Source organism: Rhodoferax sp. GW822-FHT02D07, from assembly GCF_058802405.1.
On sequence record NZ_JBXAOD010000002.1, the window covers coordinates 146433 to 165878 of the forward strand.

At 64.1% G+C, this 19446-nt stretch carries 19 protein-coding genes; 5 read left to right on the forward strand and 14 right to left on the reverse strand.

All coding sequences use genetic code 11. The features are described 5' to 3' along the window. Positions 1 to 79: 79 nt before the first annotated feature. The 3 genes from AC1RNN_RS05380 (at position 80) to AC1RNN_RS05390 (ending at position 2832) form a co-directional block, all read left to right on the forward strand. Positions 80 to 829, forward strand: a complete 750-nt coding sequence (locus AC1RNN_RS05380) for a substrate-binding periplasmic protein (RefSeq protein ID WP_493087982.1) — start codon at positions 80 to 82, stop codon at positions 827 to 829. Positions 830 to 865: 36 nt separating this feature from the next. Then, the gene (gene gorA / locus AC1RNN_RS05385; protein WP_493087980.1) at positions 866 to 2233 is read left to right on the forward strand and encodes a glutathione-disulfide reductase; all 1368 of its coding nucleotides are present in this window, start codon (positions 866 to 868) and stop codon (positions 2231 to 2233) included. Positions 2234 to 2322: 89 nt separating this feature from the next. Next, positions 2323 to 2832 carry a DUF1993 domain-containing protein gene (locus tag AC1RNN_RS05390; protein ID WP_493087979.1) on the forward strand — a complete coding sequence of 170 codons (510 nt, stop codon included), beginning with the start codon at positions 2323 to 2325 and terminating at the stop codon, positions 2830 to 2832. Positions 2833 to 2969: 137 nt separating this feature from the next. Here AC1RNN_RS05390 and AC1RNN_RS05395 read toward each other — a convergent pair whose 3' ends face one another. Next, positions 2970 to 3131 (reverse strand): hypothetical protein, encoded by a 162-nt coding sequence (locus AC1RNN_RS05395; RefSeq protein ID WP_493087978.1) that lies wholly within the window; start codon positions 3129 to 3131, stop codon positions 2970 to 2972. Positions 3132 to 3215: 84 nt separating this feature from the next. Between AC1RNN_RS05395 and AC1RNN_RS05400 the strand changes: the two genes are divergently transcribed. Further along, positions 3216 to 4130, forward strand: a complete 915-nt coding sequence (locus AC1RNN_RS05400; RefSeq protein WP_493087976.1) for a histone deacetylase family protein — start codon at positions 3216 to 3218, stop codon at positions 4128 to 4130. Positions 4131 to 4142: 12 nt separating this feature from the next. Here the strand turns inward: AC1RNN_RS05400 and AC1RNN_RS05405 are convergent, their stop codons facing one another. From AC1RNN_RS05405 to AC1RNN_RS05455, 11 genes are all read right to left on the reverse strand, one after another. Then, entirely contained in the window at positions 4143 to 6494 is a 2352-nt protein-coding gene (locus tag AC1RNN_RS05405; protein WP_493087974.1) for a bifunctional diguanylate cyclase/phosphodiesterase, read from the reverse strand. Further along, on the reverse strand, positions 6491 to 7096 hold the full coding sequence (locus tag AC1RNN_RS05410) for a methylamine utilization protein (RefSeq protein ID WP_493087972.1): 606 nt from the start codon (positions 7094 to 7096) through the stop codon (positions 6491 to 6493). The genes AC1RNN_RS05405 and AC1RNN_RS05410 overlap by 4 nt, the downstream gene beginning before the upstream one ends. Positions 7097 to 7170: 74 nt before the next feature. After that, the gene (locus AC1RNN_RS05415) at positions 7171 to 8619 is read right to left on the reverse strand and encodes a coniferyl aldehyde dehydrogenase (RefSeq protein ID WP_493087970.1); all 1449 of its coding nucleotides are present in this window, start codon (positions 8617 to 8619) and stop codon (positions 7171 to 7173) included. Positions 8620 to 8648: 29 nt separating this feature from the next. Further along, positions 8649 to 9548: an SDR family oxidoreductase gene (locus tag AC1RNN_RS05420; protein ID WP_493087968.1), complete on the reverse strand. Its 900-nt coding sequence runs from the start codon at positions 9546 to 9548 to the stop codon at positions 8649 to 8651. A gap of 21 nt (positions 9549 to 9569) precedes the next feature. Then, the gene (locus AC1RNN_RS05425) at positions 9570 to 10037 is read right to left on the reverse strand and encodes a GNAT family N-acetyltransferase (RefSeq protein WP_493087966.1); all 468 of its coding nucleotides are present in this window, start codon (positions 10035 to 10037) and stop codon (positions 9570 to 9572) included. After that, the gene (locus AC1RNN_RS05430) at positions 10034 to 10999 is read right to left on the reverse strand and encodes a glutathione S-transferase family protein (protein ID WP_493087964.1); all 966 of its coding nucleotides are present in this window, start codon (positions 10997 to 10999) and stop codon (positions 10034 to 10036) included. The genes AC1RNN_RS05425 and AC1RNN_RS05430 overlap by 4 nt, the downstream gene beginning before the upstream one ends. After that, positions 10996 to 12651, reverse strand: a complete 1656-nt coding sequence (locus AC1RNN_RS05435; protein ID WP_493087962.1) for an isovaleryl-CoA dehydrogenase — start codon at positions 12649 to 12651, stop codon at positions 10996 to 10998. The genes AC1RNN_RS05430 and AC1RNN_RS05435 overlap by 4 nt, the downstream gene beginning before the upstream one ends. Before the next feature lie 81 nt (positions 12652 to 12732). Beyond that, a complete protein-coding gene (locus AC1RNN_RS05440; RefSeq protein ID WP_493088242.1) occupies positions 12733 to 13185 on the reverse strand; it encodes a PaaI family thioesterase in 453 nt (150 codons plus the stop codon). Positions 13186 to 13275: 90 nt separating this feature from the next. Beyond that, entirely contained in the window at positions 13276 to 14067 is a 792-nt protein-coding gene (locus AC1RNN_RS05445) for an SDR family oxidoreductase (protein ID WP_493087960.1), read from the reverse strand. A 113-nt stretch (positions 14068 to 14180) separates the two neighbouring features. After that, positions 14181 to 14411, reverse strand: coding sequence for a hypothetical protein (locus AC1RNN_RS05450; RefSeq protein WP_493087958.1), 231 nt, complete (start codon positions 14409 to 14411; stop codon positions 14181 to 14183). After that, positions 14411 to 16258: an acyl-CoA dehydrogenase gene (locus tag AC1RNN_RS05455; protein ID WP_493087956.1), complete on the reverse strand. Its 1848-nt coding sequence runs from the start codon at positions 16256 to 16258 to the stop codon at positions 14411 to 14413. The genes AC1RNN_RS05450 and AC1RNN_RS05455 overlap by 1 nt, the downstream gene beginning before the upstream one ends. 175 nt (positions 16259 to 16433) lie before the next feature. Here AC1RNN_RS05455 and AC1RNN_RS05460 point away from each other — a divergent pair, with 175 nt between their 5' ends. After that, a complete protein-coding gene (locus AC1RNN_RS05460) occupies positions 16434 to 16781 on the forward strand; it encodes a hypothetical protein (RefSeq protein WP_493087955.1) in 348 nt (115 codons plus the stop codon). Positions 16782 to 16787: 6 nt separating this feature from the next. Here AC1RNN_RS05460 and creD read toward each other — a convergent pair whose 3' ends face one another. Continuing rightward, positions 16788 to 18089, reverse strand: coding sequence for a cell envelope integrity protein CreD (gene creD / locus AC1RNN_RS05465; protein ID WP_493087953.1), 1302 nt, complete (start codon positions 18087 to 18089; stop codon positions 16788 to 16790). Positions 18090 to 18261: 172 nt separating this feature from the next. Further along, positions 18262 to 19437 carry an acetyl-CoA C-acyltransferase gene (locus AC1RNN_RS05470; protein WP_493087952.1) on the reverse strand — a complete coding sequence of 392 codons (1176 nt, stop codon included), beginning with the start codon at positions 19435 to 19437 and terminating at the stop codon, positions 18262 to 18264. Positions 19438 to 19446: the final 9 nt, after the last annotated feature.

Below are 19446 nucleotides of genomic sequence, written 5' to 3' on the forward strand. Positions count from 1 at the left end.
GGGCGAAGCCACCAAGGCTTGCCGGGAATCAATCGAGGGCGCGAGTGTGCCACAGCTCCCCGGGCGTAAACTGAGCCCCATGTCCCGCCGCCGCACCGTCTTTGTAAGCGCCTGTTGCGCCTTGCTGGCGCTGCTGGCCGGGTCGGGTGTGCAGGCGGTGGAGGTGCGCGTGGGCATGGGGCTGACCAAACCGCCCTACATCCTCGAATCAGGCACCGAAGGCCTGGAGGTGGAGATCGCCGAACAGGCCCTGGCGGCGGCGGGCTACCGCATGGTGGGCCTGCGGTTTCCGCCAGCCCGCGGCCTGGCCATGCAGCGCGCCGGCCAGCTCGATGCGCTCTTGGGGGTGGACGAAGGCATAGGCGGCAAGGATTTTTTCTCCGAGCCCTACATCACCTACCAGAACGTGGCGATCACCCTGACATCGCGCAACCTGCAGGTCCGGCGCATTGAGGACCTGGCGGCCTACTCGGTCGCCGCTTTCCAGAACGCGGAAGTGGTCCTGGGCGAGCGCTTCAAGGCCGTGGTGCAGAACCATGCCGGCTACAAAGAGTATCCCCAGCAGATCACCCAGAACAACCTGCTTTACACGCACCGTGTGGATGTGGTGGTGGGCGACCGGCGCATCTTCCGCTATCTCAACACCTTGTTGGACGCCAAGGTGGATGCCAGCCAGCCCGTCACTGTGCACACCATCTTTCCGCACACGCCGCGCAAGGTGGTGTTCAAGGATGCGCAACTGCGCGACCGCTTCAACGCGGGACTCAAGATCATTCAGGGCAACGGCGTGTACGAGGCCATCATCCGGAAATATGCAGCCCAGCCGTGACCCCCGGCCGGTGCTGCCCAGCAAACAAGGGACCGCATGGAACAGTTTGATCTCATCGTGATCGGTGGTGGCTCGGGTGGCGTGCGCGCTGCACGCATTGCTGCCAACCATGGCGCCCGCGTGGCGCTGGTAGAGGAATACCGCTTGGGCGGCACCTGCGTGATTCGCGGCTGTGTGCCCAAAAAGCTCATGGTCTACGCCTCCCGCTTTGCGCAGGAGTTTGAGGAGGCGGCCGGCTATGGCTGGCTGCTAGACACGGCGCCCCGGTTGGACTGGGCCACGCTCAAGGCCCGGCGCGATGCCGAGGTGACTCGGCTGGAGGGCATTTACCGCAGCAACCTGCTCAAGGCGGACGTGCGGATTCTGGAAGGCCGGGCCACGCTGGCAGACCGGCAAACGGTCATCCTCTCCAACGGCCAGCGCTACCAGGCCCAGCACATCCTGGTCGCCACGGGCGCCCAGCCAGCCTCGGGTCCGGACATTCCGGGGCACGAACTGGCCATCGACTCCAACGGCTTCTTCGAGCTGTCCGCCCTGCCCCGCCGCGTGGTGGTGCAAGGCGCCGGCTACATCGCACTGGAGCTGGCCTGCGTGCTCCACCTGCTGGGCACGGAGGTGACGGTGGTGGTGCGCGGCGAACAAATCCTACGCGGGTTTGATGACGAACTGCGCCAGCACTTGGCGGCCGAGATGGCGCACAGCGGGCTGCAATTTCGCTTTGGCCGGGAGGTGAAGGCGATTGCCCGTTCGGGCGATGGGCTGCAGGTGGAACTGGACAACGGCGACACCCTGCCCGCCGACTGCGTGTTGCGTGCGCTGGGCCGCGTGCCCAACACGAAGGGCCTAGGCCTGGAAGCTGCGGGCATTGCGCTGGACGCGCACGGCGCCGTTCCCGTGGACGAATTCAGCCAGACCAACGTGCCCGGCATCTATGCCGTGGGCGACGTGACCAACCGCGTGAACCTGACGCCCATGGCCATCCGCGAAGGCCACGCCTTTGCCGACACCGTGTTTGGCAACATACCGCGCCGCGTGGACCACACGCTGGTGCCCACGGCCGTGTTCACCACGCCCGAGGCTGGCGTGGTGGGGCTGACCGAAGAGCAGGCGCTCAAGAGCCACCCGCGGCTGGACGTGTACCGCAGCAGCTTTCGCCCGCTCAAGGCCACGCTGTCGGGCCACCCCGGAAAAGTGCTGCTCAAGCTGCTGGTGGACCGCGACACCGACCGCGTGCTGGGCTTTCACGGCGTGGGGCCGGACACGGGCGAAATGGCCCAGCTCATGGGCGTGGCCCTGCAACTGGGTGCCACCAAGGCCGCGCTGGATGCCACCCTGGCCGTGCACCCCACGGCCGCGGAGGAGCTGGTCACCATGCGTACGCCCACCGTGCAGCACAACCTCTGACGCCGCCTGCAGACGGCAAAGCCCCTGCTCCAGCAGGCGACCGGGAGGCTTGGTAGGCTGCGCGCTGTTTTTACCCAGGAGACCTAACCGTGACCGACGCCCTCTACACCGCTTCCATTCCCGTGTTCCAGCACATGCTGCAGGCCCTGAGCAAGGTGCTGCGCAAGGCCGAAGACCATGCCACGGCCCGCAAGATCGAGCCCAGCGCCCTGCTGCAGGCCCGCCTCTACCCCGACATGCTGACCATGCTGCGCCAAGTCACTGTGGCCTGCGACTTTGCCAAGGGCGCCGGTGCCCGCCTGGCGGGTGTGCCTGTGCCGGTGATGGAAGATACCGAGCAGACCTTTGTCGACCTGCAGGCCCGCATCCAGAAGGTGCTGGACTTTCTGGCCACGCTGGATGCCGAACAGTTCGATCAGCCGCACAGCCGCCAGATCACCATCCAAGCTGGCACCCCGCGCGAGCGCAGCTTTGATGCCTCCAACTACCTGCTGCACTACGCCCTGCCCCAGTTCTTCTTCCATGTGACGACAGCCTATGGGCTGCTGCGCCACAACGGTGTGGAGATTGGCAAGAAGGACTACATGGGCGCAGCCTGAGCCTTTTGAATTGCTATGGTTTTGCTAGCTGCTCGCGCACTATCGACGGGGGCTAGCAGCAAATTTTCACCAAAACAAAAAGGCCCTCGATGAGGGCCTTTCTTATTGCTGCAAGCACCCGCAGGGGGTGACCTGGCTTAGCGGTGACGCTTGCCGGGGTTCTTCTTGCTGCGGGTGGCGACGCCACGTTCCAGGCTCACGCGTTGGCCACGGCCAGCGGTGGGCAGGGTGTAGCCAGGCAGGGGCTGGGGAGCGGGAGTAGCTTTGCGGTCAGCTTCGGTGAAGATTTTGTTGCCCATGTGGCGAATCCTGTTGAGTTGGTGAGAAAACCGCTATTTTCCCACTTTTTTGGCCCATCCTGCCATTTGCCACAATCCTGTGCCATGCAGGCCTTTTACGCTGACCAGTTTGTACTCCCCTTGCCCGAGGGCCACCGCTTCCCCATGGCCAAGTACCGCATGCTGCGCGACGCCCTGGCGCAGCACCTGCCTGCCGTTCGCCTGAGCGAGGCGCCCGCCGCTACCCGGGAGCAACTGGCCCTGGTCCACACGCCGGAGTACATCTCCGCCATCCTGGACGGCACGGCCGCGCCGGCAGTGCTGCGCGAGATCGGTTTTCCCTGGAGCCCGGCCATGGCCGAACGCGCCTGTCGCAGCGTGGGCGCCACGGTGGCCGCAGCGCATGTGGCCCTGAAGGAAGGTCTCGCCGCCAATCTGGCCGGTGGCACCCACCACGCCTACGCGGATAAAGGCAGCGGCTTCTGTGTCTTCAACGATGTGGCGGTGGCAGCCCGGGTACTGCAGGCTGGCGGCCATCGCCATCCTGCGCTGCAAGTGGCCGTGATTGACCTGGACGTGCACCAGGGCAACGGCACGGCTCACATCTTCCGGGACGACGCCAGCGTGTTCACCCTCTCGTTGCACGGCGAGAAAAATTTTCCCTTCCGCAAGGAAGACAGCGATCTGGATGTGCCCCTGCCCGATGGCTGTGGCGATGCCGAGTACCTGGCCGCGCTGGAGCAGGCCCTGCTGGCGCTGGAGGCGCGCTGTGTGCCCGATGTGGTGTTCTACCTGGCCGGCGCCGACCCACACGAGGGCGACCGCCTGGGCCGCCTCAAAATCACGGCTACAGGCCTGGAAGCGCGCGACCGCCGCGTGATGGACTGGTGCTGGCAGCACCGCATTCCCATGGTGTTCACCATGGCCGGCGGCTATGGCCACCGGATTGAGGACACCGTCCAGGTCCAGCAAACCACCTATGCGGTAGCGCTGGAGTACTGGCGGCGCTGGCAGGCCTAGATCCTGTTCGAATCAGCCCGCTGACCGCGCGATATGTTTCGCCCGCCACTCGATGAAATCCGGCAGCGTGATGGGCTTGCTCATGTAATAGCCCTGCGCTTCGTCACAACTCAACTCGCGCAGCTTGTCCAATATGGCCTGGTTTTCCACGCCTTCGGCCACCACCGAGAGGCCCAGGTTGTGGGCCAGGTCGATGGTGGAGCGCACGATCTTGGCGTCGCTCTCATCCTTCTCCATGCCCATCACGAAGGACTTGTCGATCTTGAGCTCGTTCACCGGCAGGCGTTTCAAGTAGGCCAGCGAGGAATAGCCGGTGCCAAAGTCGTCAATGGATAGCTTGAAGCCGCGTTCCGACAGGCGGTTGAGCGTGGCCTCGGCACGCTGCGGGTCGTCCATGATCGCGCTCTCGGTGATTTCCAGGCAGAAGGCGTCGGTGGGGGCGTTGTAGCGCGCCATCAGAGCGTCCAGCTTGGCCGGGAACTCCTGGTCCAGCAGGTCGCGAGTAGACAGGTTGATGGCCACGCGCAAACGCAAGTCGCCTGCCTGCAACAGAGGCAGCGCGCGCGCCACCTCTTCAAACATCCATAGCGTGAGCTGGCGCACAAAGCCAGTCTGCTCGGCAAAGGGAATGAACTGCATGGGCGGCACCAGCCCGCGCGTGGGGTGCTGCCAGCGCACCAGCGCCTCGGCGGCCAGGACGGAGTTGTCGGCCAGCGTGAGCTTGGGCTGCAGGTACAGGCGCAGCTGGCCTTCGTCCACGGCGTGACGCAGCTCGGTCAGCAGCGACAGGGTTTGCGTGCTCGACGAGTCCAGCGCCGGGTCGTAGACCTGAATGCCGGTGGTCTTCTGCTTGGCCACATACATGGCGATCTCGGCCCGGCTCAGCAGCATGTCCACATCCTGCGCATGCGCCGGCCAGGACGCCACGCCAATCCCCGCGCTGAAATCCACGGTCTGGTCTTCCAGCGTGAGCGGCTGGTCAAATGAGGCAGCAATCTTGCGTGCCACCGCCACCGCCTGCAGGGCGTCGCTGCCTTCGATGAGCACGGCGAATTCGTCACCGCCCAAGCGGGCCACCTCGCCGATGTCGGCCGTGATGAGCGCGCTCAGGCGCTGCGCCACCGCGACCAGCAGGCCGTCGCCAAAGGCGTAGCCCAGCACGTCGTTCACGTGCTTGAAGCGGTCCAGGTTGAGCAGTACCACGGTGACCGGCGGGGCCTCGCCCTGCATGGCGACGCTGGCCTTGATGGACTGCTGCAGCAAGTCGCGGAACTGGGTACGGTTGGGCAGGCCTGTGAGGCGATCCCAGTAGGCCAGTTGCAGGATTTCACTCTGCTGATGGCGGATGCTGCTGCGCATGTGGTCGAAGGCGCGCGCCAGCTCGCCGATTTCGTCCTTGTTGCGCAGGGCGGGCAGCTGGTGGTTGTAATCGCCATGGCTGAGTTGTTCTGCCGCCGTGACCAGCACCCGCAAGGGTGTGGTGATGCGCCGCGCCAGCAGCGTGCTGCCAGCGGCAAACAACGCCAAGCCGAGCGCGGTGATGACCAGCAGTGCCAGCTGCACCTGCTGGTACGGGGCCACGACCTCGTCCAGCGAACGCAGCAGATAGGTTTGCACCTCCACAATGTCCTTGCGCGACTCGCTGCGGCGCACCACCAGGGTGTCTTTTCCAAGGCGGACATCTGCAGCTTGCCCCAGATTGCGCAGCGCGCTCTGGTCGCCCATTGGAAGGCTGCTCACGAGCAATGAGCCTTGCTGATCCAACAGGGCTACGTGGATCGCCGAAAGGCTGAACATATCGTTGAGCAGGCTTTGCTCGATCGGGAAGCCCATCACCACCCAGCCGATGGTGAGTGGCGCTTTGAGTGGCACCATCACGAATTGGTAGAGCTTGCCATCGATCACCTCGAGCTGGTGGTTCTGGTCGCTCTTGCTGATTTCGGTGGCGACATCCTGCAGGACGGGAGCAAACCTGGCTTCGCTACCCGGCTCCAGCCCGGTCGCCTGCAGGGTGAACTCCGGGCTGAGCAGCGCCGTGACAGGAGCTCCGATGCGTGCACCGCTGTTCTCCAGCGCGGAGCGCAGGGTTTCCGTGTCACCACTGCTCAAGGCGGAGCGAAAGCCGTAGTCTGCCGCCAGCACCGCCGCGCCCTGGCGCAGCTTCTGGGCGTTCTGGTCCAGCAGGCGCCACCACACCTTGTCGCCAATGGCCAGTTCCTGCGTCAGTTGGGCGCGCACATTGCTGTTGATACTGGTACGCACCACGCTGTACACGGCCACCTGCACCAGCAGCAGCAGCGCCAGCGAGAAGATGACGAATTTGGTACCCAGGCCCCAGCCTGCGTAAACCTTGCTCAGTTTCAAACGCTGCTCCCCGCCAGTTTCACCACCACCGGCGGCGACGCCGCTGCGCCCACCGCCTGGGCCTGCTCGGCCGCGGGAGCGCCCGTGGGCAGGGAGGCGTGCCAGGTGCGCAGCCTGTAATTGCTATTGGGCACGTTGTCCAGCGTCAGCCGGCCCTGGGCATCGGTGTGGCCGAAGTACGGGGTTTCCACGATCAGCACCCAGGCGACCATGTTGTCGTGGATGTTGCAGCCCAGCACGGCAACGCCGGCCTTGTCGAACACCACCGGGTTGGCCGGCACGCCCGCGTAGAGCTTGAGTTCAAAGGTCTTGGCCGGCGAGAAGGAATACACGTGATGGCGCACCGTGTCCTGGTTGGGGAACAGCACCGAGGTGCCCGGGGTCACCACGGTGACGGGCGGCGTGAACTGGCGGGCCACCTGGGCGATTTCAATGCCCTTGAGCGGCTTGGCGGCGGCCTTGGCCTCAGCGGATTCCAGAAACACGATGGCATTGGGCAGCGGCTTGCCGTTCTTGTCCTGCACCTGGACCTGCAGGCTGCCTGCCCAGGCAACATTCACCACGGCGAGCATGGCGATCAGGGGCAATGTACTCAGGCGCATGCAGCACTCCATCAGGGTGGGGATGGGCCCCTTGCTTCCAACGATGGGGCCATAGTGCCGACTCTAACCCAAGCTCAGGTCTTGAGGCGGATCAGCATTTCGATGAGCTTGCGCGCGCGCGGCGCATAGGGCGGCTGGAACAGCATCTGGATGGCCGAGAACGGCCCCTGGTAGAACACCGGGCGCAGCTTGGAGAAGGTATTGAACCCCTCCTTCGCGTGGTAGTGGCCCATGCCGCTGGGGCCTACGCCGCCAAACGGCAGATCGTGCTGGGCCACATGCAGCAGGGCTTCGTTGACCGACACGCCGCCCGACATGACACGCGAGATATAGAACTGCGCCAGCGCCTTGTCGTGGGTGAAGGGGTACAGCGCCAGCGGGCGGTCGTGGCTGTTGATGTAATCCACCACCTCCTGCCGGTCGCGGTAGGTGCGGATGGGCAGGATGGGGCCAAAAATCTCGCGCTGCGAGAGCAGCATGCCGGGCGTGGGGTTCAGCACCAGATGGGGCGGAAACTTGCGCAGCGCCGCATCCGGCGTCTGGCCCTCGGCCAGGTTCACCAGCGTAGCGCCCTGGGCGCGCGCGTCGTCCAGCGTAGCCTGCAGGCGGTCGAAAGAGCGCTGGTCGATGATGGAGGTGTAGTCCTGCGCGTTGATGTCGGGGTAGCGCTGATTGAACAGGCGTTTGCAGTGCGCCACGAACTCGGCCTCCTTGCCCTCGGGCAGAAAGACGTAGTCGATGTTGGTGCAGATCTGGCCCGCATTGAACATCTTGACCCAGAGAATGCGTTCGGCCGCCTTGTCGATGGGAAAGTCCGGCGCCACCACGGCGGGTGCCTTGCCACCCAGCTCCAGCGTCACGGGCGTGAGGTTGCGCGCGGCATTGGCCATGACGGCGCGGCCCGTGGTGCCCGAGCCGGTGAACAACAGGTGGTCAAACGGGATAGACGAAAACGCCGGGCCGCGCCCTCCTCCGTCTTCAAAGAACTTGAGCTTGTCTTCCGGAAAGTACTGCGGGCTGATCTGCGCCAGCAGCGCGGCCAGATGGCGCGAGTTTTCCGACATCTTGACCATCGCCCGGTTACCGGCCGCGAAGATGGCCGCCAGCGGGCAGAAGGTCAGGTTGAGCGGAAAGTTCCAGGGCACGATGACGCCCACCACGCCCAGCGGTTGCGGAATGACGCGGTTGGACGCGCCGGGGTACATGAGGAAGTCGATATGGCGGCGCTGCGGCTTCATCCATTTCTTCACCTGGCGGGCCGAGTCCTGGATGGTTTCCAGCACCACAAAGAACTCCGCAAACAGGGTCTCAAACTCCGAGCGGTTGCCGTAGTCCTGGTTCACCGCGGCCACCAGTGCCTCGCGGTGGTCCTTCAACATGCGAGCCAGCGTGTTCAGATCGGCCACGCGCTGGGCATGGCTGGGCTCGGGGGCGGCCAGGTAGGCGGCGCGCTGGGCGTCGAAACACTGCTGGAATTCGGCGGGAATCTGCACGGTGTCCAAACCGGGAACGGTGGCATTCATGGCAAGGTCTCCTTCTTTTTTGTTCGGGTTCAGCCGCGCAGGGCCTTTTTCAGCTCCACGCCCAGCTCTGGCTTGTGGGCAAACGGGTCGGTCGGGTTGCGCGCCATCAGCACGTCCTCCATGCGCGTCTGCACCGAGCCGATGGCTTTGGGGTGGCTGTAGATATAAAACTGGCTAGCAGTGATCGCGTCGAACACCTTTTGCGCCACCTCGGCCGCAGTCACCTTGCCACTGCCCACCGCCTTGTCGGTCATCGCCTGGCCAATGAGTTGGCTGCGCGTGGCTGGTGCGGACTCGCCCTCGGGGCGGTTGCGCTGGCTCTGGCTGATGCCGGTGGGCACGAAGAAGGGGCACAGCACGCTGGCGCTGATCTGGTCGGTGACCAGGGCCAAATCCTGGTACAGGGTCTCGCTCAGGGCCACCACGGCGTGTTTGCTGACGTTGTAGACGCCCATGTTGGGCGCGTTCACCAGGCCGGCCATGCTGGCCGTGTTGACGATGTGGCCGCGCCAAGCCGGGTCTTGTGCCGCAGCGGCCAGCATCATGGGGGTGAACACGCGCACGCCGTGGACCACGCCCATGAGGTTCACGCCGATGACCCACTCCCAATCCTTGGCGGAGTTTTCCCAGACCAGGCCACCCGCGCCCACGCCCGCGTTGTTGAATACAAAGTGCGGTGCGCCAAAACGCGCCAGAGTGGCTGCGCCCAGGGCTTCCATCTGCTCGGCTTTGGACACATCCACTTTCATGGCCAGTACGGGTGCGCCAGCCGCCTGCATCTCCGCCACGGTACGGTCCAACGCGTCCTGCTGCACATCGGCCAGCACCAGGTTCATGCCCAGTTGAGCACCAATGCGCGCGCACTCCAGGCCGAAGCCCGAGCCAGCGCCGGTGAGGACGGCGGTTTTGCCTTTGAAATCTGTGATCACGGAAGTCGCTCCAATCAATGCTCAGGCCGGGCGGACCATCTCGAGGTGGGGAATCCCGTCCTCGACATAGGGCTTGCCCACATCGGCAAAGCCGTGGCGCTGGTAAAAGTCTTTCAGGTGGGCCTGCGCGCCAATGCGGATGGGCTGGGCGCCCCACTGCTGTTGCAGCGCGCTGATGGCCTCGGCCATCAGCACATGGCCCAGGCCACCGCCGCGTGCGCTTTGGCGTGTGACCACGCGGCCAATGCTGGCCTCGTCAAAGGTGATGCCCTTGGGAAAACAGCGCACATAGGCCACCAGTTGTGGCTGGCCGTCGACCACGCGCGTACCCAGTAGGTGCATGGCTTGATCATCCAACCCATCCATATCCTGAAAGATGCAGTTCTGCTCCACCACAAACACCTCACTGCGCAGGCGCAGCAGTTCGTACAGCTGCTCGCGGCTCAGTGCGTCAAACGGCAGCCATTGCCAGGTCATCGCGTTGCTCATGCGGGTTGTGCTGCTTTCAAAACGTAGCCAATGCGGGGGAAATGCACGCGCACGGTGCCGGCGCGCTCGTCGGTGCGCTGCAGGGTGAAGCGGGTGCGGGTGGCGGCGATCAGCGTGCCGGGCGTGGGTTCCTGCCCGAAGACTTCGGCCGCAATCGTCACCTCGCTGCCCAGGGCGATGCCGTGCTCGTCCTGGAAGGTGGTGTCGGAATCATGGGCAAATGGGGCGCTCGCCCCCGTGGATGCTGCGCTGGCAGCTATCGCTTCTGTAGCGGGCAGTTTCTCCATCTGCCCGTGCCCGATGGCCGCCATGCGGCCCATCCAGGCCAGCACACCGGGCGTGGCGTTCAGGATGTCGGCCATCACCGGCACGCGCTTGGCGGTGAACCACAGCGGGTGGTAGGCGGCAAAGTCGGCCACGCAGGGCGCGCTACCCAGCAAAAAGTCCTGCCCTTCCAGCATATTGGCCAGGCGGCGCAGGTAGCTCTTGTAGGCGGCGGTGGCGTCGGCCGGGCGCAGGCGGTTCATGCCGGCAGACATGGCGGCCCGGTCCGCGCCAAAGGCTTTGGCGGCCTCGGGCGGTGCGCCCTCGAACATGCTGGCCGCACCCTTGGGCTGCAGGTTGTAGGCCATGGCAGCCCAGAACAGCGTGGTGTCGGCCCACTGTGCCAGCACCCGGGCTACGCCCTTGTGGGCGGCGGGGTACAGCGTGGGTGTGGGCTGGATGTGTTCCAGCACATCGCAAATCAGCGCGCTGTCGCAGTAGATGTCGTTGCCGATCTGCAGGAACGGTGTCTTGCGGTAGCCGCCGGTCAACGCCACCACGTCGGGCTTGGGCAGGATGGCGGGGATGACGACGGACCTCCAGGCCAGCTGCTTGTAGCCCAGCACCAGGCGCACTTTCTCGGAAAACGGCGAGGTCGGGTAATGGTGGAGGATGAGGTCGGTGGAGGTTGTGCTCATGGCATGGCCCTTTCAATGATGCGGTCGAAGTCCACCCCGGCGCCCAGGGTGCCAAAGGTGTGGCCCCAGTTGCCCGCGAGGCGGGAATCACAAAATGCGCTGAACACGGCGCTGGGCGCGCTCTGGTACAGCAGCGCGGCCTGCACGGCCAGCGCCACGTCCTGCGCCAAGCGGCGCGCCTCCATCTCGGTGGCCATGTGTTCCACGCGGCTTGGCAAGGCAGCGGCCAGTTGGTCCAGCGCCGGGTGGGCGCCGCGGGCCGGGGCCAGCTCGCGCACCAGCGCAGCCGCCACATCGCCCTTGCGCAGCGCGCGCAGCAGGTCCAGCGCCATGATGTTGCCCGCGCCTTCCCAGATGGAGTTGAGCGGCATCTCGCGGTAGATGCGGGCCATGGTGCCTTCGCCGCCCTCCTCCACATAGCCGTTGCCGCCCAGGCATTCCATGGCTTCCTGCGCAAAGGCGGCGCCGCGCTTGCAGATCCAGAACTTGGCAATCGGCGTGAGCAGGCGGCCCATCAGCACCTCGTGCGCGTCGTCCTTATGGTCAAAAGAGCGTGCAAGCCGCATGGAAAGTGCGCAAGCAGCTTCGCTTTCGATAGCAAGGTCGGCCAGCACATTGCGCATCAGCGGCTGCTCGATCAGGCGCTTGCCAAAGGCCTGCCGCTGCGCGGTGTGGTGCAGCGCGATGCTGAGCGCCTGGCGCATCAGGCCGCTGGTGCCCAGGGCGCAGTCCAGCCGCGTCATGGTGCCCATTTCCAGAATCTGCGGCACGCCGCGTCCTTCGTCGCCCACCAGCCAGGCGGTGGCGTTGAGAAACTCCACCTCCGAGCTCGCGTTGGCCTTGTTGCCCAGCTTGTCCTTCAGGCGCTGGATGCGGATGGTGTTGACCGAGCCGTCGGGCAGTACACGCGGAATGAAGAAGCACGACAGACCGGCCGGCGTCTGCGCCAGCACCAGAAAGGCGTCGCACATGGGGGCCGAGAAAAACCATTTGTGGCCCACCAAGGTGTAACGCTGGCCCCAGGCATCCTGCCCGTCGGGGAAGGCCTGGGTGGTGTTGGCCCGCACGTCGGAGCCGCCCTGCTTTTCCGTCATGCCCATGCCCATGGTCAGGCCGGTTTTCTGGTTGAAGGGCCGGAAGGCGGAGTCGTAGGCACGCGCCGTCAGGCCGGGTGCCCAGTCCTGGAAGATGGCGGCATTGCCCGGCAGCGCGGCCATGACCGCATAGGTCATCGAGATGGGGCACAGGATGGAAGGCTCCGCCTCGGTGAACATCATGAAGGCGGCGGCCCGGCGCGTGTGGCCGTGGACCTTCTCGTTCCAGGGGCTGCCGTGCAGGCCGGCCTCGGCGGCGGCGGTCATCAGCGCGTGATAGCTGGGGTGGAATTCCACCTGGTCCACCCGGCGGCCCAGGCGGTCGTGGCTGTGGAGCACGGGCGTGTGCACATTGGCCAGGCGCGCATGGTTCTGCATCACAGCGCTGCCCATCTGGAAGCCCAGGGCATGCAGGCTGGCGGTGTCCAGCGTGGGCGCGTTGAATTTCAGCGCGCTTTGCAGGGCCTGGTTGCCGGTGAATAGATTGCGGTCCACCAGGGGCTCAGCCTGGTTGAAGACGGTATGGGTGCTGATGTAACTCAGCGTCGGACTGGCCATGCGTTGCTCCTGTTCATTGCTATTCTTTTGATAGCTGCTTGCGCATATTCCGCGGGGGCTAGGTGTCTATTTCTCTCTCTATCAATCGGTAGCGATGGCGTCGGGCGGGTTCAGCGGATTGACGCTGCGGCTGCCCGTGGCCAGGCGCTTGAGGTACTTGAAGGTGCCCGTGGCGTGCGCGCAGGGCTTGCCGTCTGCATCGAACACCGTGGCCTGGGTGAAGGCCATGGTGGCGCTGCGGTGCATCAGCTCGCCGCGCGCGGTGAGCGTGCCCACCGCAGGTTGCATAAAGGTGGTTTTCATCTCGATGGTGACCGCGCCCATCTCTGGCGCCACGCTGCGCGCGGCCGTGGCCATGCTCACGTCCAGCAGCGTCATCAGCGCGCCGCCGTGGGTCACGTTGAAGGAGTTGAGGTGCTCGGCCTTGGGTGTGTAGACGATTTCCGAGCGCCCGTCGGCAAACGCCGTGAGCGCAAAGCCCAGGTGCGTGACAAAGGGAATCTCGACGCCAAAGCCCAGGGCCTGCTCCCACATGGTCATGCCGCGGCGCAGGGCCGCCCCAAGCAAGGCACGGCCCCCTTGGGGGGCAGCGCACTCCACGAAGTGAGAAGCGTGGGGGCCATATCAGCCTCCGGTTACGACGGATACGCCGCCATCCACCGCCAGCCATTGGCCGGTGATGTGCTTGCCCGCGTCGGACGCGTAGAGCACGGCCAGGCCCTTGAGGTCTTCGTCATCGCCCAGGCGCTTGAGCGGCGCACCGGCGGCGAGTTTTTCCTCGCCCATGGTCTTGAGCAGGCCGTACGTCATCTTGCTGGGGAAAAAGCCCGGGCAGATGGCGTTGACGGTGATGTTGTACTTGCCCCATTCGGCGCCCAGCGTGCGCGTGAAGTTGACCACCGCGCCCTTGGAGGTGTTGTAGGCGATGGTGGTCATGCCTTCGGGGTTGCCGTTGAGGCCGGCGATGGAGGCCACATTGATGATGCGGCCGCTCTTGCGCGGAATCATGCTCTTCTTGGCAATGATCTGGCTCAGCAAAAAGTAGCCACGCACGTTGAGGTTCATCACCTTGTCCCAGGCCTCGACGGGGTGGTCTTCGGCTGGTGAGCCCCACGAAGCCCCGGCGTTGTTGACCAGGATGTCCACGTCGCCCATGCGCTGCAGGGTTTCTTCGGCCAGGCGGGTGATCTCGCTGTCTTTGGCGCAGTCGGCGGCAATCCAGCGGGCGTCGATGCCGGCCGCCTGCAGCTCGGCACAGGCCTGCTCCAGGTCTTCGGCCTTGCGCGAGCTGATCATGATCTTGGCGCCAGCCTCGCCCAGCGCGTGGGCCAGTTGCAGGCCCAGGCCGCGCGAACCGCCAGTGATCAGGGCCGTCTTGCCGGTCAGGTCAAAGAGTTGTTGGATGGTGCGTGTCATGGGGTCTGCCTAGTCTTTGTCGTGTAGGGGAATGCCAAATCGGCCATTGTGCGTTTGGGCGCAGTGGCTTTGTGTCTCCGGCGCGATATACCGCGCGCTATAGAGAGCTGGCCCTAGCGATCGTCTTCGTGCAGGCGCGAGCGCACGTAGATCAGCACCACGCCACCCGCCACCGCCAGGCCGCCCAGGTTGTAGAACAGGCTGGCGTCCTGCGCTTCCTGCTGGTCGATGAAAACACCCAGCACGATGGCCAGCAGGCCACCGTAAATCAGGGTCCAGACCATGCGCTCGATGCGCAACAACTTGGCGCTGCTGGTGCCCTTGGTCTCTTTGAAAAAAGCCATCAAAACGCTCCTTCAGGAAATGACGCGCAGGTCAGATCCCTCGATTGCACCACAGACAGCCATGCCCCGATTTTGGGAAGCTCATAGTGGAAGAAGAAGCGCGTGCAGCCCACCCGTCCCTGGGTGCTCAGTTCGGCCTGTTTCGGATCATTGTCCAGCGCGCAGGCGGCCACGTCCAGCCAGATCCAGGCCAGCACCGTGTGGCCAAAGGCCTGCATATAGGGCACGGCATTGGCCAGTGCCTCGCCGGGCACGCCGGTGGACCAGGCTTGCTGCGTGGCCGTGCTCACGTCCTGCAGCGCACGGCCCAGCGCCTTGGCGTGCGCAGCCAGTGCCGGAATGCCGCTACTGCGGTGGATGGTGGCCTGCACGCGGTGGGCCAGCAGCTGCAGGCCTTTGCCCTCCTCCATCAGCACCTTGCGGCCCAGCAGGTCCATGCCCTGGATGCCGTGGGTGCCTTCGTGGATCATGTTGAGGCGGTTGTCGCGCCAGTACTGCTCCACCGGGAAGTCGCGCGTGTAGCCATAGCCGCCATGCACCTGGATGGCCAGGCTGTTGGCTTCCAGGCACCATTCGCTGGGCCAGCTCTTGGCAATGGGGGTCAGCACTTCCAGCAGCAGGCGGGCCTCCTCGGCCTGTGCGCCGCCGGCCGTGTGGTGCTCGTCCACCAGGCGCGCGCAGTAGAGCTCCAGCGCCAACGCGCCTTCGGCATAGGCCTTTTGCGCCAGCAGCATGCGCTTCACATCGGCGTGTTCAATGATGCGGGTCTGCGGCGCGGCAGCGTCCTTGCCGGCGCCGGTGATGGGGCGACCCTGCGGGCGGTTCTTGGCATAGTCCAGCGAGGCGTAGTATCCCGCCATGCCCAGCATCGTCGCGGCCATGCCCACGCCAATGCGGGCCTCGTTCATCATGTGGAACATGCAGGCCAAGCCCTTGCCGGGCTGGCTTACCAGGTAGCCCACGGCGCCAGCCTTGCCGTCCACGGGGAACTGGCCTTCCCCAAAATTCAACAGCGTATTCGTCGTGCCACGCCAGCCCAGCTTGTGGTTCAGGCCTGCCAGCGCCACGTCGTTGCGCACGCCGGTCAGTTCGCCTTGGGTGTTCACCATCTTCTTGGGCACGATGAACAGCGAAATGCCGCGCGTTCCGGGCACCAGCTTGCCGTCCGCATCAGGAATCTTGGCCAGCACCAGATGCACGATGTTTTCCGTCAGCTCGTGCTCGCCGCTGGAAATCCACATTTTGTTGCCCTTGAGCCGGTAGCGCGGGCCCAGCGGGTCGCTCTCGAAGTCGGCACCATCGGGCACTGCCTTGGTCGCCACGTCCGACAGGCTGGAGCCGGCCTGCGGCTCGCTCAGGCACATAGTGCCCGACCAGCGGCCCGAAAACTCGTTCTGCGCAAACACCTCTTTTTGCAGCGCAGTGCCATGCGCCATCAGCAAATTGGCATTGCCCGTGGTCAACATGCCCGAGCCAATGCTGACCGACGCACAGGCAAAGAATGCATTGGCCGCCGCCTCCACGCTGTACGGCAGCTGCATGCCGCCCATGTCGTAATCCTGCGCGGCCGACAACATGCCGGATTCAGCGTAAGCCTTGTTCGCGTCATGCGTCGCTTGCGGCAACACCACACGCAGGCTGCCATCCGCCTCCGTCACCGTGCGCGGCTCTTCCACATCCACCAAGCGGTTGAACGGCGCGTACTTCTCGCGGGCGATACGTTCGCAGGTGTCGAGTACGGCGCCGAAGGTCTCGGTGCTGTGGTCACTGAACCGCTCGCGCTCGGTCAGTGCGGCGGTGTCGAGCCAGTCGTGGAGGAGGAAGTCGATGGTGGGGCGGAGGGTCATTTGCACATTGTTGCGCAGTCCGTCTGAAATAGTTCGCCCGAGGTGTCCGGTGAGTTACAGGCTCACTCAAAGAACTGAAATCAGTGCCGCAACCAGTCTCACCTTACTTGCATAGGTGTTTTCTGAATGCAGGCGTATGCTTTGTTGCGAAAAACACATCCCACTAAAGAGAAATATGAAAGTCACAGTTTTTAGGGAAGCCTGTTGCTCTCAGGACGATCAAGTTGGTCCGTTGGAGGCCGACTACGCTGTCGAAGCGAGTGAATCGTTCTCCTCGCTGATTCAGAGAATCATCCAATCCAGCTTCTTGCAATTTACATCCAGTCATAGTCGTATGACAGGAGAGATAGACGGAAATGATGTCGTTGAAGTCTTCTCTGTGTATGACGAGAAGACGGGGCAGATCGAATTCAAAGTAAATCCGAACGCCCCGATCGCTGAGTTACTGAATGGAAAGGCTTTGTCCTTTTACTTCCGTCGCCTTGGAAGTAACGTCCCCATCAATGTTGAATTGACTCAATAGCGCAATTCACTCTCGCTCTTTGTACCAATCCACCTTGCGCGTACCCAGCATGACTGCAGCCAACAGCAGGAACATCAGCACCGAACCCAGCAACAAGGCGTTCTGCTCGGATTGCAGGATGCCAAACAGGGCAGCGTACAGCGTTGCCATGGCAGCGCTGAAGCCGATGGCCCGCTTGGCGCCGTGTAGAACGGATGCGAGGTAAATACCAATCAGCACCACTGAGGCAGTAGCTGCCGCACCGTACGCCACCGCAAACTCCATGTGCTCTGACAAGCTGGTCAGCAGCAGAAAGAACACGGCCTGGGCCAAACCCACCAGCAGATACTGAATGGGGTGAATGCGCAGGCTTTTGAGCTGTTCGAACAGGAAGAAGGCTGCAAAGCTCAGTGCGATGAACAGGAAACCGTACTTCACGGAGCGGGTGGCTTGCTGGTACACATCCACAGGTTCGATCAGGCGAACCTGAAAGCCCTGCTCTGTATCGCGTCCCTTGGAGGCAAGTGCGGTGGTCGCCCAGCGGGCGTTGAAGCCGGAGTCTTGCACGGTACGGCTGCGCGGCAGAAAGTCGCCGCCAAAGCTGGGGTGCGGCCAGTTGCCACTGAGGTCGGCGGTCACGGTGTCACCTACGGGGACAAAGCCAAAGCTGCTGGTGCCCACCAGGCGAACGGAAACTGTGAAGGGCAAGGTCTTTGCACTGCCATCCAGATGAACGCCCTGCGCGACGCCGTGAAAGCCCGCACCCATCTCCTGGGCTCCGCTGCCCGCCTCCGTGGCGAGAGTGCCACCGGCCAGCATGAGCTGCGGCACGCTGGCAATGCCGCGCGTGTCCCCTATGCCCACGTTCAGCACAGGCGCCCGCCAGGTGAGCTTGGCATTGGTTCCCAAGGTGGGCAGGTCTTTGACCGTGGGAGCCACGTAGTGGCCACTGAGGGTGGCATTGCGTTCAAAGACCGGTGTGCTGAACAGGCCCAGCTTGCGCCGCTCCACCTCCATGCGCCCTTTCAGGTCAGCCGCAACGGGCTGCACCTGGATCGTGTGCTGGCGGGTCTTCCGGCTGGTGCCTGACACAGTACCCGCCTTGGACCAGCCGGAGACGATTTCTTCATATTCCTCGTCCACCGTAACGGTCAACACCGGGCCCCAGAGCTTTTGCTCGCCCGCCGAGCTTGCGGCGATGGCCTGGATCGCGTCCTGACGGTAGCCCGTCCGCTCCTGAATGGTGTTTTCGATCATCAGCAGTGGGATCCACAGCACCAGACCCAGTACCAGCACCGTGAGGCACTTCAAAAACAGTGTGTTCTTCATTCCAGCTCCTTCTTGTTTGATGAGCTGGCAGTGTCAGCAGCACGGACGAAGTGAATGTGATGGCACTGTGAGCTAGCTGTGAAGCCCGCGTGAACGTCTGTACCGCGCTTCAATGAAAAAGGGCCACCGTTTCGGGTGGCCCTTTGCGTGGCGCTAGGTCTGCTGATGCGTCTTACAGCACCTCAAACACCCCAGCCGCGCCCATGCCGCCACCAATGCACATGGTCACCATGACCTTCTTGGCACCACGGCGCTTGCCTTCGATGAGCGCGTGGCCAGTCAGGCGTTGGCCGCTCATGCCGAAGGGGTGACCCACGGCGATGGCGCCGCCGTTCACGTTGAGCTTGTCCGCGGGGATGCCCAGCTTGTCGCGGCAGTAGATCACCTGCACAGCGAAGGCTTCGTTCAGCTCCCACAGGTCGATATCGTTGATCGTCAGGCCCAGGCGCTTGAGAACCTTGGGGATGGCGAACACGGGGCCGATGCCCATTTCGTCAGGCTCGCAGCCGGCCACGGCAAAGCCCAGGAAGCGGCCCAGGGGTTTGAGGCCCTTTTGCTCGGCCAGCTTTTCGTGCATCACCACGGTGGCCCCAGCGCCATCAGACAGCTGGCTGGCGTTGCCGGCAGACACCAGGCCGCCGGGCAAGGCGGAGCGCAGATCCTTGATGCCGTCGTAGGTGGTGCCGGCACGAATACCTTCGTCATCGCTCACAGTCACTTGCTTGGTCATCAGGCCCATGACCTTGTCAGCCACGCCCATGGTCACAGTGATGGGGGCGATTTCGTCCTTGAACAGGCCCTTCTCCAGCGCGGCGGACGCCTTTTGCTGGCTGCTCGCTCCGTACTCGTCCATCGCCTGACGGCTGATGTTGTAGCGCTTGGCCACTTGCTCGGCGGTTTGCAGCATGGCCCAGTAGACCTCGGGCTTGTTCTTCATGAGCCAGGGGTCGGTCAGCATGTGCTGGTTCATCTCTTGCGCGGTGCAGGAGATGGCTTCCACGCCGCCAGCGACATAAATGTCGCCTTCATTGGCCATGATGCGCTGGGCCGCAGTGGCAATGGTCTGCAGGCCGGACGAGCAAAAACGGTTGATGGTCATGCCCGATACGGTGACGGGGCAGCCGGCGCGCAGCGCGATCTGGCGGGCGATGTTGGCGCCGGTCGCGCCTTCGGGTGTGCCGCAACCCATGATGACGTCGTCCACCTCGCCGGCTTCAATACCAGCGCGTTGGATGGCGTGTTCGACCACATGGCCGCCCATGGTGGCGCCGTGGGTCATGTTGAAAGCGCCCTTCCAGGCCTTGGTCAGCGGGGTGCGTGCGGTGGAAACAATAACTGCGGATGTCATGGTGAATCT

Bases quoted from the DNA above. Each gene is read 5' to 3' on its own strand.
- AC1RNN_RS05380 (WP_493087982.1), top strand. From the start codon at position 80: ATGTCCCGCCGCCGCACCGTCTTTGTAAGCGCCTGTTGCGCCTTGCTG.
- gorA (WP_493087980.1), top strand. From the start codon at position 866: ATGGAACAGTTTGATCTCATCGTGATCGGTGGTGGCTCGGGTGGCGTG.
- AC1RNN_RS05395 (WP_493087978.1), bottom strand. From the start codon at position 3,131: ATGGGCAACAAAATCTTCACCGAAGCTGACCGCAAAGCTACTCCCGCT.
- AC1RNN_RS05400 (WP_493087976.1), top strand. From the start codon at position 3,216: ATGCAGGCCTTTTACGCTGACCAGTTTGTACTCCCCTTGCCCGAGGGC.
- AC1RNN_RS05410 (WP_493087972.1), bottom strand. From the start codon at position 7,096: ATGCGCCTGAGTACATTGCCCCTGATCGCCATGCTCGCCGTGGTGAAT.
- AC1RNN_RS05415 (WP_493087970.1), bottom strand. From the start codon at position 8,619: ATGAATGCCACCGTTCCCGGTTTGGACACCGTGCAGATTCCCGCCGAA.
- AC1RNN_RS05425 (WP_493087966.1), bottom strand. From the start codon at position 10,037: ATGAGCAACGCGATGACCTGGCAATGGCTGCCGTTTGACGCACTGAGC.
- AC1RNN_RS05430 (WP_493087964.1), bottom strand. From the start codon at position 10,999: ATGAGCACAACCTCCACCGACCTCATCCTCCACCATTACCCGACCTCG.
- AC1RNN_RS05435 (WP_493087962.1), bottom strand. From the start codon at position 12,651: ATGGCCAGTCCGACGCTGAGTTACATCAGCACCCATACCGTCTTCAAC.
- AC1RNN_RS05440 (WP_493088242.1), bottom strand. From the start codon at position 13,185: ATGTGGGAGCAGGCCCTGGGCTTTGGCGTCGAGATTCCCTTTGTCACG.
- AC1RNN_RS05445 (WP_493087960.1), bottom strand. From the start codon at position 14,067: ATGACACGCACCATCCAACAACTCTTTGACCTGACCGGCAAGACGGCC.
- AC1RNN_RS05450 (WP_493087958.1), bottom strand. From the start codon at position 14,411: ATGGCTTTTTTCAAAGAGACCAAGGGCACCAGCAGCGCCAAGTTGTTG.
- AC1RNN_RS05455 (WP_493087956.1), bottom strand. From the start codon at position 16,258: ATGACCCTCCGCCCCACCATCGACTTCCTCCTCCACGACTGGCTCGAC.
- AC1RNN_RS05460 (WP_493087955.1), top strand. From the start codon at position 16,434: ATGAAAGTCACAGTTTTTAGGGAAGCCTGTTGCTCTCAGGACGATCAA.
- creD (WP_493087953.1), bottom strand. From the start codon at position 18,089: ATGAAGAACACACTGTTTTTGAAGTGCCTCACGGTGCTGGTACTGGGT.
- AC1RNN_RS05470 (WP_493087952.1), bottom strand. From the start codon at position 19,437: ATGACATCCGCAGTTATTGTTTCCACCGCACGCACCCCGCTGACCAAG.